This is a genomic window from Alteripontixanthobacter muriae (assembly GCF_013336795.1).
Classification (GTDB): domain Bacteria; phylum Pseudomonadota; class Alphaproteobacteria; order Sphingomonadales; family Sphingomonadaceae; genus Pseudopontixanthobacter; species Pseudopontixanthobacter muriae.
This window is the reverse complement of record NZ_JAAFZT010000025.1, coordinates 1-13,797: the sequence shown is the minus strand read 5'-3', so window position 1 is coordinate 13,797 and position 13,797 is coordinate 1. Positions and strand designations below refer to the sequence as shown.

Sequence of the window (13,797 nt, the reverse complement as noted above, 5' to 3'; positions counted from 1 at the left end):
GATTACCGGCGTCAATTCATCCTGTTCAGGAATTCTCGGGCAACGCCGGCATGGTCGAAGCCCGATACGCTGACGGGCGAGACATCTACAATGCGCCCTACTTCCTGCAGTGCGCGCGCGATTTCGGGATCGTGACGCATTCGCTCTTTTGCACTTTCAGCTTCAACGCGGGCAGGCTGCACAAGCCGGTTCAGCGGAAGTTGCAGGTAGGAGATCGCGTCGATCGGATCGGCAGAGCGAAGTTCGGTCAGGAGCGCGTCCTTGGCTGCGGCCTCCTCGCCGATCGCCAGCATCGTATCGACGTAGATATTAAGCAGCGCCGACTTGTTCGCCTCGAGATTCTGGCGGGATGCGGCAGCCTGTTCGGACTGGCCGAGCTGATGATAGGCCCGAAGCCGCACCGCATGCATCGGAGGTAGTGCTGTCAGCGCACTGTCGGACGCCTCGAGGTCGGCGATCGCCGGTTCGATATATTCGAGAGCTTCCCTTGGGCGGTCATTTTCCAGCAGATGCACGGCGTAATTTGCGCTGACGTTCAGTCGGTTGACTCCTCTGCTGTCGCCGAAACTTCTCAGCGCCGCCTCGTAAAGGGAATGTGCACGTTCAGGCGATCCGCTTGCTCCCCATGCTCTGGCCAGGGGAGCGACCCAGAACATTGCATCATACATGCTGTAAGCAGACCGTTCTCCCTGCTCCATGATCCGATCAAGAACAGGTGTATAAGCGTTTGCAGCGGCCTCAGGCTCGGTGAAAGTAACTGCATGCGACAGGAAGGCTCCCGCTGCCGTACCGTTGCCGGCAGCGATGAAATCGTTCTTCATTGCATCGAGCAGAGCTTCGGTATCGCCCTCGATCGATGCCGGGCCGGTGTCGATCTCGCTCCAGTAAGCCTGAAATCTGCGCTGAGCGGCAATGTTGATGAGCTGTTCCGGATCCGTGATCTTCGCGAGAGCCTCACGCGCCTGGTCTTCTCGTCCGGTGTCGGCAGCAGCGTTGGTGAACAGCGCGACTTGCATCTGGTTCCTGAGACTGGCTGTTCCCGGATCATAGCCAATGTTGTCGAGAGTGAGGAACAGGGCATCGCGCAGGTCGATCTGCGACCTTGCTTCAAGATTTCCGGCCACGGCGCCTAGCGTATAGCCCCCGACCGCCCGTGCGTCTTCAGGATGGCGCGCTGACGTTTCGATCCACAGCCGGGCCGCAGTATCCGCCGCTGTCGTATAGCCCAAGCTGTGGATAGCACTCAGCTTGATGACAAGAAGTTCCGGATATTCGTCCATCAGAGCCTGAAAGGCAGCCTCTCCTTCTTCTACTCGCCCGCTTTCGACGACCCGCTGCGCTTTATACGTCTGCAGAAACAGCTGCATCGGAGAATTCACGTTCAGCGAAAGCATCAGAGCGTCAATTTCCTTGATCGCCTGATTGGCATCGCGTTCTTCGATGATGCGCCGGATTGCCGGCCGGAAACGCCGCTCATTGGCTCCGAGCAGGGATTCCAGCGGAGCGGGCAGCTCTGGCTCTGCAATTGCATCAGGCAGCGCGGTTTCCGCATCGGACGACTGCCCTTTGCCGGTTGCGGGGAGGGATGCGGACAGAATGCCCGCAAGAACGGCGATCAGACAACTTCTCTTCATGACTGGCCCCTGATCCCTGTCACCGGCACACACCGATGTGTCGCGAAATCATATGGAACAGACCGCAGGCGAAACCAAGCGTTCCGTGAAGGTGCCGGAACTTGGCTGTGTACGACGATAGGCGCATTTCCGACCTTGTCCGCCGGGCCGAATTTTCCGGAGCGGCGCAAGGCTCGTGAGCGGATGGCGCACGTGTTTCGCGAATTGGGATCGCGAATGGATGCAATCGGCCTCACTCAGGAGCACGGCTATGAATTGCCGATGACGCAGGAGGAACTGGCCGATGTCCTTGACCTAACTGCGGTTCACGTCGACCGGATGCTTAAAGCGCACGAGGTCGGGGGCCTGATCACGCGCACGCGCCGCAATATGAGCTTTCCCGGATGGGAAAAAATGCGCGAAGCCTGCTATTTTGATCAATGTTTTCGGTACCCTGGCCAGCAGGAGCCTTTTCTCTCCTGACTATGGGGAGCCCTTTCAGCTCGAAACTGGTTTCGCTGCCATGATTTTTTCTGATTACGCCAGAGGTGCATACGGCGGGATTTGCTGATATCTGGAACTCACGGCTCATTCATTTATTGATTTGCCAGGCTCCTCGACGGGAGTGTAATCGAAACAGGAGGATATCCATGAGGAAGATCATCATGCTGGCCGCGATCCCGGCCTTTGCGCTTGCGGCTTGCGGAGAAGACACGGCAGTCGAGGAAACCGGCGATGCGCTTGAAGAGCGCGCCGATGCAGTAGAAGATCTGGGCGACGACCGCGCTGCCGCTCTTGAAGAGCGCGCCGACGAAATGCCGACCGATGTGCAGGAAGATGCGCTCAACGCGCGAGCAGAGCAGATTGACGACATCGGCGACAACCGCGCCGACGCGATCAACGAAGTCGCGGACGAGATGGAGTAATCCATTCGTAGCATTCCGACGCCAGCACTCAGTGCGGCGTCATGAAGAGGCCCTTGCGAACCACGCGAGGGCCTTTTTGTATATTCGCCACTTTTCGGATAGCATGGAAATTCCGAACACCTGTTCAGCGGGCTACAGGAGGACAAAATCAGAAAGTTTGCCGCCGCACTATTCGTGATTGCAGCCCTGTTGCTGGCAGTAGTACTGATCTCGCTGATCCCGAGTGACGCCTGGTTCATCAGAACCATAGATCTTGTCCGCGAACCGCTGACCTATCTCGCCGCGCTCCTTCTGATCGTGGCCCTGTTCGTCGGCTCTCGCTGGCGCTGGGCGACCGTAGCGGTTCTCGCCCTGACGATCGGGCTGAACGTCTGGCGCCTGTGGCCCTATTCGGCCCTGGCCCCGACGCAGATCGCCCTTGCCGAAGCGCCGCAGGCGGTTGGCGAAGCAAGGTGCTTCTCGGCCATGTCGGTGAATGTGAAGGTCAAGAACAAGGATTATGGCGCGGTCATCGATCAGGTGCAGCGCTACGATCCCGATCTGCTCTTCCTGATGGAGACCGATCAGGCCTGGATCAATGCCCTGCAGCCGGTGCTTGCAAATTACGGCCATGTGCAGACTCATCCGCAGCCCGAGGCATTCGGATTGGCGTTCGCGACGCGCCTGCCGGTGCTGAAATCGAATGTCGTCGAGAATACCTATCGCGACACGCCGACGCTTTATGCCACGGTCCAGCCCGAAGGCTCTGCGCCCATAGAATTCATCGGCCTTCACCCCAAACCGCCCCTGCCGGAATGGAATACGGAAATGCGGGACGAGAACATCGTCAACGCCGGCACACAAACGCCTGACCGACTGCCGCACGCATTCGTCATGGGTGATTTCAACGATGTGCCCTGGTCGCGCACGACGACCGAGTTCCGCGAGGCGGGGGACTGGCGAGACCCCCGCATCGGGCGAGGCACTTTCGCGACTTTCCCCGCCGATCTGCTGCTGCTCGGCTGGCCTCTCGACCAAATCATGGTGAAGGGCGGGTTGCAGGTCACGTCGTTCGAGATCCTGCCCGACAACAGTTCCGACCATCGTGCGGTATTGGCGAGCTTCTGCGGTCCGGCCTGAGACCAGATCTTTTCCGAAGCCGGTTGTCCTGATTGAACTGACTGCGGGGAAATACGCTAGGACATGCGGCAGCCATCCGGCACTATGCTGCCGGAGCGATACGATCCGAAGCCGAAAGGAAGCAGCGCATGGCAGGTCCGACCAACGAATATTCCGCAAAAGGCTATGCCGCCACGTCGCCCGACAGCGGAATGGCGCCCTTCAGCTTCAATCGGCGCGGCTTGCGGCCGAACGACGTGCTGATCGACATCACGCATTGCGGGATCTGCCATTCGGATCTGCACACGGCGCGAAACGACTGGGGACGCACGATCTATCCGGCGGTTCCGGGGCATGAAATCGTCGGCACCGTCAGTGCTGTCGGGGACGAGGCAAACCTGCACAAAATCGGCGACCGCGTGGCGATCGGGTGCATGGTCGACGCCTGCATGGAATGCGACCATTGCGAAGCGGGGCTGGAGCAATATTGCAAGAACGGCATGACCGGCACCTATAATGGCAAGGACAGGCAGGACGAATCGATTACCTTCGGAGGCTATTCCGACCGCATCGTCTGCCGCGAGGATTTTGTCCTGAAAGTGCCCGAGGCATTATCGTCCGACATGGCTGCCCCCTTGTTGTGCGCCGGAATCACTACCTATTCGCCCCTGCGTCAGTGGAATATCGGCGAGGGCAGCAAGGTGGCCGTGGCTGGCCTTGGCGGTCTCGGGCATATGGGCGTAAAACTGGCAGCGGCCATGGGCGCGCACGTCACCGTTCTCAGCCGCAGCGAGGACAAGCGCGCCGATGCGAAGGCGCTCGGCGCACAGGATTTCCTGATCACCACCGACAAGGACGCGATGCGCAGCGCGGCCGGCCGGTTCGACATGGTGCTCAACACCATTCCCGTGCGGCATGATGTCGCACCGTATCTCCACCTGCTGAAGATCGACGGAGTGCAGGTGATCGTCGGCATGATCGACAAGATGCCCGAATTGCACTCAGGCATCCTGCTGGGCCGCAAGATCCTGACCGGCAGCGGGATCGGTGGGCTCGCCGAAACGCAGGAGATGCTCGATTTCTGTGCCAGGCACGGCATCGTGCCGGAAATCGAGACCATTCGCATGGACACGATCAACGAAGCGTATGACCGTATGGAAGCAAGCGATGTGAAATATCGCTTCGTCATCGACATGGCCACGCTTGGCTGACCGCGTCAGCGTGGAGCCGGCGGGTGTCGAGGTCGGGCGCCCTAGGCCAATCCGATTGTGGGAGAGCGTGAATGGACTTGCCGAAAGCCGGAAAAACTTGGGACGAAGTCCGGGATACGCTGATCGCCAGAGGTGAGGGCGATGCCAAATGGCGCGACGGCAAGACGGCGGTTTATATCTTCAATGCCGGCCCCGAACTGGCAGAGGTCCAGCGCGATGCATATGCTCTCTACATGTCGGAGAACGGCCTCGGGCCGCTGGCGTTTCCCTCCCTTGCGCAGATGGAGCAGGAGGTCATACAGATGGCCCTGTCGATCCTGCATGGGCCTGCCGGTGCTGCCGGGGCGATGACGTCAGGCGGCACGGACAGCATCACCATGGCGATGAAGGCGGCTCGTGACTTCGCACGCGCCGGAAAGGGTCTCTCCGCACCGGCCAATATCGTGATCCCGCAGTCAGCTCATCCCGCTTTCGACAAGGCCGCCCATCTGATGGACATAGAGGTGCGCCGCATTCCGCTGAGGCGGGATGGCAGCTATGAAGCCGATCCTGCCGCGATGGGGGATGCTTGCGATGCCCGAACGATGATGATGGTGGGTTCCGCTCCCAATTTCCCGCACGGCATCATCGATCCGATTGAGGCGCTGGGCGAAGTTGCAGCATCACGGGACATCTGGCTGCACACGGATGCCTGCGTCGGCGGATATTTCGCACCTTTTGCACGCATGAACGGCGTTCCCGTACCACCGTTCGATTTCGAAGTGCCGGCGGTACGTTCGATCAGCGCCGACCTTCACAAATATGGCTACGCGGCCAAGGGCGCCTCCACCGTCCTGTTCCGTTCCAAGGAATTGTACCAGCACATGCCATTCGCCAATCGTGAATGGAGCGGGGCTCCCATGAGCACGCCGACCCTTGCCGGAACCCGGCCGGGCGGGGCGATCTCGGCCGCATGGGCGGTGATGCAGGTTCTGGGAGTGGACGGTTACCGCGAGAAGCAGGATCTGGTTTGCGAGACACGCGAGCGGGCCGAGGTGGGATTGCGCAAGCTGGGCTATGAAGTGCTCGGCAACCCGCTGCTTGGACTTATCGCCTTCCGCCATCCGCAACACGACAATTTCGCCATTTATGGTGAGATGTTCCGCAAGGGGTGGTTCACATCGATCACCACGGAGCCGCCGAGCCTCCATCTGATGCTGTCGCCCAAACATGCCGAGGTTATCGACGATTACCTCGAGGATCTCCGCTGCAGCACCGACACTGTCGCTGCCGGCCAGCAAGGCGCGAAGGTAGAAGCGCGCTATAATTGATGCTGGCAGGGCCGAAGCGGCATGCTCGGCGTCCGCTGATGCAAGCTCTCGTGAAAAGGGTCATCACCTGCAGCCCGCATAAAGGGTACGCTTCACCGTTCGTGCGATAAATTCCTCTCCTTCACCTTCGGCCGCGAAACCAAACCTGGGCGTCCACGTTGAAGCGGCTTGTAGAAGGATCGCGCAAATGAATTTTTCCTGTCAACTCTTGGCTGGCTGCATGGTTTTCGCCCTCGCGGCGTGCGACATCAGCGTCAATTCCGAAGACCCGAACACCCCGCAGGACAATGCAGCGGCAGCGCCGCAGCAGCCCGCACAGGTGCAGATGGCAGAACCCGAACCCGGGGAAGGGTTCAACGCGGAATCCGCAGACCGCGCGCGCCAGCTTGCTCTGACGTCCGGCACCGAGCAGCAACGTGCGCAGGCCCGTGAGCAATCGAGCAGGGAAATGCAGGATCTGCGGGTCGAGGTGGACCTCAGCGACCGCAAGTTGCGGCTGTTCCAGGGTGACCGGCTGAGGGCCGAGCACGATGTGGCCGTCGGAACGGAAGAATGGCCGACGCCCACGGGATCGTGGGAATTCCACCGCGTCGACATCAACCCCGAATGGAACCCGCCGAAGGACGAGGAATGGGCCGAAGATGCGGAGCAACAGGCTCCGGGATCGGCGGACAATCCGATGGGCCGCGCCCGGCTGGTCTACCGCATGCCCAACACGGTGCATGGAACGGATGATCTGAATTCGCTTGGCAAGGCATCTTCTCACGGCTCACTCCGGCTCGCCAATGAAGCCGTGCTCGATCTTGCCGAAACACTTCTCAAGGCCGGCGGAGCATTCGAAGGTCAGCAGTGGTTTCAGCAGATGACGCAGAACCGGACGAACGAATATCAGGTTCCGCTGGAGCAGCGCATCCCGATCACGGTTCAGGAATGATCGCAGCGGCAGCCGGGTAAACGGCATCGTTCAGAACAGGGTCGCCGCCGAGCGACCGCCAAAGCAGGACACGTGCCCGCAGTGCCCGCCCGAGCGCTGCGGCAGCGCGCTCGCCGCTGCCGCTGATGGCGCGGCGCGCTTCGAGAACGGTCAGGAAGTCGGCCAGCCCGGCACGGTAGCGCGTGTCGGCCAGACGCGCTGCTCGCTTCAGGCTTTCGGCCTCGTTTGCGGCCGCGGCCAGTTCTCGGTCCGCGGCAGCGACAAGGCCGTAGCCGGTCTCGGCATCGCCAAGCGCGGTGAACACAGTGTCGCGGTATTGCGCGAAGGCCAGCCGCTTCTCCGCCTCTGCGCCGTCGATCTCAGCCTCTATCCGGCCGAAATCCAGCAGGGGTGCGAGCAGGCTGCCTCCGGCGGACCCGATTACAGCATCCTCGTCGAACAGGCCGCCCAGATCGAAAGTCAGCAAGCCCAGCGCCGCAGACAAGGTGAACTGCGGAAACCGCCGTGCCGCAGTGGCCGCGAGTTCGGCGTCTTCCGCGCGGAGGATGGCGGCAGCGACAAGCACATCGGGACGGTTGGAGAGCAGGTCGCTCGGCAGGGCCGCCGGAGGTGGCGGAAGAGCGGAAAAGGAGGCAGATTGATTCAGCATGTCGAGGATATGCTGGGCAGGCACGCCGGTCAGCGTCACGAGCCTCCCGGCGATGCGAGCGCGCTCGCTTGCGAGCGCGGCGATCCGGCTGCGGCTCGCTTCCGCGGCGCTTTCGGCTCGCACCCGGTCAAACCCCGGCGCGATGCCGGCGCGTTCGCGCACGCCAGCGAGGCGGGCCAGCTCTTCGCTTGCGGCAAGGTCTTCCTCCAGAGCTTCGTTACGGGCGGCGATGGTGCGCCAGTCGATGACGGAGGATGCGATCTCCGCAAGCAAGGCATTGCGTATCGCTGCCGCCTCGAAACTGGCAGCGTCGAGCCGGGCGCGGCTCGCTTCTTCAAGGTTTCGCAAACGGCCGAACAGGTCAGGGTCCCAGCTTGCACTCACATTGGCGCCATAGCGCAGGCGCTCGGTGTCGATGGAGATGCCGGGCGGGAAACCGGTGCCGAACTGGTCCGGGTTGGTCCGGGTGGCGGTCACGGTTGCATCTGCCCCGACGACCGGCAGCCTTTCGGCTCCTGTTCGCGCCGCTCTTGCCCTTGCGATCTCTATCCGCGCGGCCGCTTGCGCCAGCGTCGGCGCATTCGACAGTGCAAGTTCGCCGAGACGCACATAGGCAGGATCGCTGACCGGAAGCAGAGCAGCGAGAGCGGTTCCGGTGGCTTCGTCAGGAGCGAAGGCGAAGCTCGCCGGAAGGGCAGGCGGCGGAGTAGCTATGTCAGCTGGTGGTCCGGCGACGCAGGCACCCAGTGCAAGCGTTGCCGCAAGGGCAATGGCACGCTGCTTCATCGTGCCGCCTCGGCGCGGCTCGCCTGCGGAGTTTTGCCATCTTTCGCAGGAATGAAAGCGTCGACCTGCTGGCCCACACGGAAAGTTCCGTCACTGTCCGGCAGTTGATAGATCAGCTGCAGCACGCGAACGTCCACCCGCTCCGCCGCGCTGTTGGTCAGCGACCGCTTCGGCACGATCTGCGGCTCTGCGCGAACGAAGCTGGCCTTTACCTGCCGCTCCGCCGCGCCTCGCGGGGAAACGATCGCCGGCTCGCCCAAGGCGACGCGCGGGGCCTGTTCCTCGTCCACATCGATCCGGATGTGAAGGGGGCGTGTCTCGCCCATTTCGATGAAGCTTTGCGAATTGCCGCCTGCCGAGGTCGAAAGATATTCGCCGGGACGGATATTGACCGCCAGGATCTCGCCCGAGATCGGCGCGCGAACAGTGGCTCGGCCGAGTTCGGTCCGTGCGCTGCCGACCTGCGCTTCGGCGCTGCGCAGGCGCGCCTGGGCTGCCGACAGGCGTGCCTGGGCAAGTTCGCGCCTCTGCCGTGCGGCGCTGGCTTCTCCTTCTGCGCGGATGACTTCGGCGCGGCTGACCGCGGCAGGGTCGTCCACTTCGCGGTAGAGCGCGAGTTGTCGCCCGGCGGTGCTTTCGGCAGAGCGGGCTTCGGCAATGGCGGCCTGCGCTTCCTGTATCGCGGCACGCGCCTCGCCGACCGCAGCGCCACTTTCTTCCACCCGGCTGCGTATGGCGCGGGTATCGACGACGAACAGGGGCTGGCCCCTGGTGACGAAATCGCCGGGCTGGACGCGCAGATCGGTTACGAGCCCCGCGAGCGCGGTGCCTACCGAAATGGTTTCGCTCGATGGTTCCACCACCCCGGCACCCGCGACGCGTGCCGAATTGGCGAGCGCGCCGGTCGCTCGCGGGGGGTCGCGCTCCGGTTCTTCCAATTGCCGATCGGGCAGGCCGGACCATATGAACAGGGCCGCGATGACGAGGCCAGCGATGGCTACGAGCGGCAGACCCTTGCGGGCGAAACTGAAATTCTCTGGAAGCAAGGCCATCAGTGATCCTCCGGCATTTCGGTGCCGTCATGAGTAATTTCGCCGTCTTCCAGCACGAGAATACGGTCGGCGAGATCGAAGACGCGGTTGTCGTGCGTGACGATGATGCAGGCGCGGTCTTCGGCGACTGCCACCTGCCGCAGCAGATCCATGACCCTGCGACCGGAACCGGCATCGAGAGCCGCAGTCGGCTCGTCGCAAACTACCAAGCGCGGTTCGTGCACCAGCGCGCGGGCGATCGCCACACGCTGCTGTTGACCGCCGGAAAGCTGGCTAGGCAGCTTGTCGATCTGGTCGCCAATGTTGAGCTTTTCCATCATCGCGATCGCCCGCTCCCTTGCTTCCAGCCTCGGCATGCCTTGTGCGATCAGCGGTACGGCGGCGTTGCTGGCAGCGTCGATGGAGGGAATGAGATTGTACTGCTGGAAAATGAAGCCGATGTTCTGCAGCCGGAATTCCACCAGTTCGGTGTCGGACAGCGCGTAGATGTCGGTGCCGAAGACCTCGACCTTCCCCTCGGTCGGCCAGAGAATACCGCACATGATCGAGATGAGCGTCGTCTTGCCCGATCCGCTCTCCCCGACGAGATAGGTCAGTTCGCCCGCCCGGATGTCGAGATCGATGCCGTGCAGCACCGTGATATTCCGCTGCCCGGCCTTGAAGTCACGGGTAACGCCCCGCGTCGCGATCGCGGCATCGTTCTGCGAGGGTGCAGGGTGCGGGTCAGCGGTCATCGGAACACCGCCGCCGGTTCGGTCTTGAGCACGTTGCGCAAGGCCAGCCAGCCGGTAAAGAGCAGGATCAGAGCCACGGCGGCCAGGCTGATCAGCGGCACTTGCCAGGGAATGTAGAAACCCTTGAAGGTGGGATTGCTGGAAAAGCCCCAAATGAACAACACGGTTCCGATTACGCCCAGGCCATAGCCGATGAGACCGACCAGCCCCGCCTGGGAGGCGACCATGCCGCGGATTTTCCTGTTGGTGACGCCAATCGCTTTCAGCGCGCCGAACTGCTTCACATTGTCGCGGATGAACAGGCTGAAAGTCAGTCCGACGATCGCCACACCGACGATGAAGCCGAGCAGAACCGTGATGCCGAAATTGAGAGGTATCCCGGTGTTCTGGATGATGAAATCGACACCGTCCTGCGCGAACTGGTCACGGGTGCGGGCCCGCAGGCCGGTCTGCTCCTCTATCGCCTGTGTCAGTGCTTCGGGTGCGATGCCGTCGGAGGCTCCAGCCAGAACGAAGCTCATGCGATTGCGCGTGCCGGGCACGTAGTTCAACGCCCGGCTGTATTTGGTGTAGAGCGTCACCTGACTGGTGAAGCTCGGGACCGCGTCGGCAACACCGCGGATGACGGCACGCTGGTCGTTCAGTTCCAGGCGCTCTCCGATGGGGCTTTGCCCATTCTCGAACATGCGCGTTGTGCCGACATCGTCGATGATGACGCTGTCGGGCGTGGACAGGACGTCGGTACTGCCTTGCGCCATGCGCCTTGGCAGGCCGATCAGCGTGGCATCGTCCACCCCGATTACGCTGACGCCTTCCAGATCGCCATTCGATGTCCGGACGCTTGCCCCGGCGCGCAGGTGAGGCACCGCCCATTCCACTCCGGGTACGGCGCGCACCTTGTCAAGCGCGGTTGAAGGCATCGGGAAATTCACATCAGTGGTGCGGCTGACCTCGTCCATCACCCACACATCCGCGCTCGGCACATTATACACGCCGCTTGCGCCCCGTTCGATCAGATTGACGAAGATCGTCAGCTGCTGGGTGATGAGCAGGGTCGAAAATGCGATTCCGAACACAAGGCCGTAGAACTTCTGCTTGTCGCCGGTCAGCATGCGGATGGCAATCCAGAGCATAGAAGCCGAAGACCTTTCCCTTACCGGCAGGACTTGCCGTTTGCGCCGGCAGCCGCCATTACTGAACGGTAGCGTTTAACTGAACGGAGTCGTTCATTTTGTCAACCCCACGCCAGGGCCGCCCGGTCGACCTTGCAAAACAGGAGGCAATCCTGGACGCAGCGGTGCGCAGTTTCTTCGATCACGGCTTCGCGGCAACATCGATCGAGCAGGTTGCCGCCGAAGCGGGCGTATCCAAGGTCACGATTTACAATCAGTTCGGTGACAAACACGGCCTGTTCACGGCAGCGGTCGAGGCGGAATGCGGGCGGCTCCGGGATCATTTCACGCTCGAACTGGAGGGAGGCGCAAGCATTCGCGACCGTTTGCTTGCGATTGGGGCGGCGATGTCCGCCTTCCTCTCGCGCCCTGAAATGGTTCAGTTCGAGAGGCGGATCGCGGCCGAGACCGAGCGTGAACCGGCGATAGGTCGCGCCTTCCTCGCTGCTGGTCCGCACCGGATGAAGCAATCGTTCAAGGAGCTTCTGGATGTCATGAAAGCTGCCGGCGAGGTGTCGATCGACGATACCGATCTGGCGGCTGAACAATTTGCCGCCATGTGCAAGGGAATGGGCGACCTCGAACGGCGCTTCGGCATGCCCCGCGATGAAGTCCGCGATCGCGAGCGTATCGAAAGCGCGGTCGAAGTTTTCTGCCGGGCGTATGTCACAGCTTGAAAGTCGCTCCTCGCGGGCGCAGCAAATACCGAAGCTGTCCAAGCCCCGCAACTTGCCCGCCAGGTGCCCGGCGGATAACAGTTCCGACGAAAATCATTCGTAGGCTCCTTCAGGAGCGATCCGGCACGCTGAAGGATTTGTCGTGAGGTCCGAAACAAGATGAGCAAAACGCTGGTCAGCCGCTATTTTTCGTCGATCGTGAAGCAGGGTACGTTGCAGGTTACCTTTGCCGACGGAACGCAGCAGCTTTTCGGTGATCCGGCGCCGGGCTTTCCTGATGTGGCGCTCACCTTCGCCGACAGCAGGGTGGCTCGTGACATTGTTCTCGATCCGCGGCTGGGCGCTGCAGAAGCGTACATGGACGGCCGCCTCACCCTGCAGCGGGGCGGGATCATGGAACTTGTCGAATTGCTGCGGTCCAACGCGCCGTGGGACCGTGGCGGGACCATCGGCGGTCCGAGCCTGCTGCGGCGGATTCGCAATCGGATCGGCTTCGCCCGCGAGGCCATCAACGATGCGGTGGGATCGAGGCGGAATGTCTCGCACCATTACGATATCGGAAACGATCTGTACCGATTGATGCTCGATACCGAACACATGCAGTATAGTTGCGCCTACTGGACCGAGGGTGTTGAAACCCTGGCGCAAGCACAGGAGGCGAAACTCGCGCATATCGCAGCCAAGCTGTTTCTGCGCGAAGGCGATACGGTTCTGGATATCGGATGCGGCTGGGGCGGGATGGCCATTTTTCTCGCCAGCAATTTCGATGTGCGGGTAACCGGCATCACGCTCTCGCAGGAACAGCTCGCACTGGCGGAAGATCGGGCTAGAGAGGCCGGTGTATCCAACCGCGTTTCGTTCGAACTGATCGACTATCGCGAACTGCCGAAGCGGGAGAAGCGCTACGACCGGATTGTTTCGGTCGGTATGTTCGAACATGTGGGTCGCCCGCAGTTCGAAACCTTCTTCAAGAGCTGCGCCAATCTCCTGGTAGATGACGGGGTGATGTTGCTGCACACGATCGGGCGGATCGGGACGCCAGGCACGACCGACGCATTCACGCGGAAGTACATCTTCCCGGGCGGCTATATTCCGGCGCTTTCCGAAACGGTGGCCGCCAGTGAGAAATTCAGGCTGATCGCGAGCGACACCGAGATGCTGCGCCTGCATTATGCGAAGACGATCCGTGCCTGGTATGCGAATTGCCTGAAGCACCGCGATCAGATCGTCGCGCTACATGATGAACGATTCTTCCGCATGTGGACCTTCTATCTTGCGGGAGCCACGTCGAGCTTCGAAAATGGCGGGATGTGCAACTACCAGATCCAGTACTGCCGGGATCGCCGCGTCCTGCCGCTGACCCGAGGTTACATGACGGAAGCGGAGGCGGACCTGCTTAACCCGGCACGCCGTCTGGTAGAGAGCGGAGGACGGGGCTGCGCCGAGTTTGAGCCTCGGTGAGCACACCTGCGGCGGTTGCAACCGCCAGCGAGCATCTTTCCAGCCCGACGCAAATTTTTTTAAAATTGTTGGTTGACCGAATCTTGGGTGGTCCATATATGCCCTCTCACCGGAGCGGCGCAGACGGTTTTCACCGGCTTTTGCGGTTTTGGTCGCCAACATATCAGGACAACC

The 13,797-nt window shown here is 61.7% G+C and carries 13 protein-coding genes; 8 read left to right on the top strand and 5 right to left on the bottom strand.

The annotated features are described in order from the left end of the window. Window positions 1-11: 11 nt before the first annotated feature. On the bottom strand, window positions 12-1,634 hold the full coding sequence (locus tag G7A66_RS08975) for a hypothetical protein (RefSeq protein ID WP_174295359.1): 1,623 nt from the start codon (window positions 1,632-1,634) through the stop codon (window positions 12-14). Between the two features lie 183 nt (window positions 1,635-1,817). On the opposite strand from G7A66_RS08975, the gene G7A66_RS08970 reads away from it, so the two are divergent. From G7A66_RS08970 to G7A66_RS08945, 6 genes are all read left to right on the top strand, one after another. Continuing rightward, window positions 1,818-2,096 (top strand): helix-turn-helix domain-containing protein, encoded by a 279-nt coding sequence (locus G7A66_RS08970; protein WP_174295358.1) that lies wholly within the window; start codon window positions 1,818-1,820, stop codon window positions 2,094-2,096. 167 nt (window positions 2,097-2,263) lie between these two features. Further along, window positions 2,264-2,539, top strand: a complete 276-nt coding sequence (locus tag G7A66_RS08965) for a hypothetical protein (RefSeq protein WP_174295357.1) — start codon at window positions 2,264-2,266, stop codon at window positions 2,537-2,539. 174 nt (window positions 2,540-2,713) lie between these two features. Next, entirely contained in the window at window positions 2,714-3,658 is a 945-nt protein-coding gene (locus G7A66_RS14230) for an endonuclease/exonuclease/phosphatase family protein (RefSeq protein WP_206675144.1), read from the top strand. A 128-nt stretch (window positions 3,659-3,786) separates the two neighbouring features. Then, complete coding sequence (locus G7A66_RS08955; protein WP_174295355.1) at window positions 3,787-4,848, top strand: NAD(P)-dependent alcohol dehydrogenase; 1,062 nt, start codon at window positions 3,787-3,789, stop codon at window positions 4,846-4,848. A gap of 71 nt (window positions 4,849-4,919) precedes the next feature. Further along, complete coding sequence (locus G7A66_RS08950) at window positions 4,920-6,158, top strand: pyridoxal phosphate-dependent decarboxylase family protein (RefSeq protein ID WP_174295354.1); 1,239 nt, start codon at window positions 4,920-4,922, stop codon at window positions 6,156-6,158. A gap of 187 nt (window positions 6,159-6,345) precedes the next feature. Then, a complete protein-coding gene (locus G7A66_RS08945; RefSeq protein ID WP_174295353.1) occupies window positions 6,346-7,092 on the top strand; it encodes a L,D-transpeptidase in 747 nt (248 codons plus the stop codon). On the opposite strand, the gene G7A66_RS08940 is transcribed toward G7A66_RS08945, so the two are convergent. Genes G7A66_RS08940 through G7A66_RS08925 form a run of 4 tightly spaced genes read right to left on the bottom strand, consistent with a single transcriptional unit; the run spans window position 7,076 to window position 11,446 of the window. Further along, window positions 7,076-8,527 (bottom strand): efflux transporter outer membrane subunit, encoded by a 1,452-nt coding sequence (locus tag G7A66_RS08940; protein WP_174295352.1) that lies wholly within the window; start codon window positions 8,525-8,527, stop codon window positions 7,076-7,078. The genes G7A66_RS08945 and G7A66_RS08940 overlap by 17 nt on opposite strands. Further along, window positions 8,524-9,579 carry an efflux RND transporter periplasmic adaptor subunit gene (locus G7A66_RS08935; RefSeq protein WP_174295351.1) on the bottom strand — a complete coding sequence of 352 codons (1,056 nt, stop codon included), beginning with the start codon at window positions 9,577-9,579 and terminating at the stop codon, window positions 8,524-8,526. The genes G7A66_RS08940 and G7A66_RS08935 overlap by 4 nt, the downstream gene beginning before the upstream one ends. After that, window positions 9,579-10,313 carry an ABC transporter ATP-binding protein gene (locus tag G7A66_RS08930; RefSeq protein WP_174295350.1) on the bottom strand — a complete coding sequence of 245 codons (735 nt, stop codon included), beginning with the start codon at window positions 10,311-10,313 and terminating at the stop codon, window positions 9,579-9,581. The genes G7A66_RS08935 and G7A66_RS08930 overlap by 1 nt, the downstream gene beginning before the upstream one ends. Beyond that, the gene (locus tag G7A66_RS08925) at window positions 10,310-11,446 is read right to left on the bottom strand and encodes an ABC transporter permease (RefSeq protein WP_174295349.1); all 1,137 of its coding nucleotides are present in this window, start codon (window positions 11,444-11,446) and stop codon (window positions 10,310-10,312) included. The genes G7A66_RS08930 and G7A66_RS08925 overlap by 4 nt, the downstream gene beginning before the upstream one ends. Window positions 11,447-11,544: 98 nt before the next feature. Here G7A66_RS08925 and G7A66_RS08920 point away from each other — a divergent pair, with 98 nt between their 5' ends. Both G7A66_RS08920 and G7A66_RS08915 read left to right on the top strand, forming a co-directional pair. Further along, window positions 11,545-12,162, top strand: coding sequence for a TetR/AcrR family transcriptional regulator (locus G7A66_RS08920; RefSeq protein ID WP_206675143.1), 618 nt, complete (start codon window positions 11,545-11,547; stop codon window positions 12,160-12,162). A 159-nt stretch (window positions 12,163-12,321) separates the two neighbouring features. Then, window positions 12,322-13,623 (top strand): SAM-dependent methyltransferase, encoded by a 1,302-nt coding sequence (locus G7A66_RS08915; RefSeq protein ID WP_174295348.1) that lies wholly within the window; start codon window positions 12,322-12,324, stop codon window positions 13,621-13,623. The last annotated feature ends 174 nt before the right edge of the window (window positions 13,624-13,797 follow it).

What these genes read in the sequence shown, in the direction of transcription:
- G7A66_RS08940 (WP_174295352.1), bottom strand. Translation starts at nt 8,527, where the DNA reads ATGAAGCAGCGTGCCATTGCCCTTGCGGCAACGCTTGCACTGGGTGCC.
- G7A66_RS08945 (WP_174295353.1), top strand. Translation starts at nt 6,346, where the DNA reads ATGAATTTTTCCTGTCAACTCTTGGCTGGCTGCATGGTTTTCGCCCTC.
- G7A66_RS08935 (WP_174295351.1), bottom strand. Translation starts at nt 9,579, where the DNA reads ATGGCCTTGCTTCCAGAGAATTTCAGTTTCGCCCGCAAGGGTCTGCCG.
- G7A66_RS08950 (WP_174295354.1), top strand. Translation starts at nt 4,920, where the DNA reads ATGGACTTGCCGAAAGCCGGAAAAACTTGGGACGAAGTCCGGGATACG.
- G7A66_RS08955 (WP_174295355.1), top strand. Translation starts at nt 3,787, where the DNA reads ATGGCAGGTCCGACCAACGAATATTCCGCAAAAGGCTATGCCGCCACG.
- G7A66_RS08925 (WP_174295349.1), bottom strand. Translation starts at nt 11,446, where the DNA reads ATGCTCTGGATTGCCATCCGCATGCTGACCGGCGACAAGCAGAAGTTC.
- G7A66_RS08975 (WP_174295359.1), bottom strand. Translation starts at nt 1,634, where the DNA reads ATGAAGAGAAGTTGTCTGATCGCCGTTCTTGCGGGCATTCTGTCCGCA.
- G7A66_RS08930 (WP_174295350.1), bottom strand. Translation starts at nt 10,313, where the DNA reads ATGACCGCTGACCCGCACCCTGCACCCTCGCAGAACGATGCCGCGATC.
- G7A66_RS08965 (WP_174295357.1), top strand. Translation starts at nt 2,264, where the DNA reads ATGAGGAAGATCATCATGCTGGCCGCGATCCCGGCCTTTGCGCTTGCG.
- G7A66_RS08970 (WP_174295358.1), top strand. Translation starts at nt 1,818, where the DNA reads ATGGCGCACGTGTTTCGCGAATTGGGATCGCGAATGGATGCAATCGGC.
- G7A66_RS08915 (WP_174295348.1), top strand. Translation starts at nt 12,322, where the DNA reads ATGAGCAAAACGCTGGTCAGCCGCTATTTTTCGTCGATCGTGAAGCAG.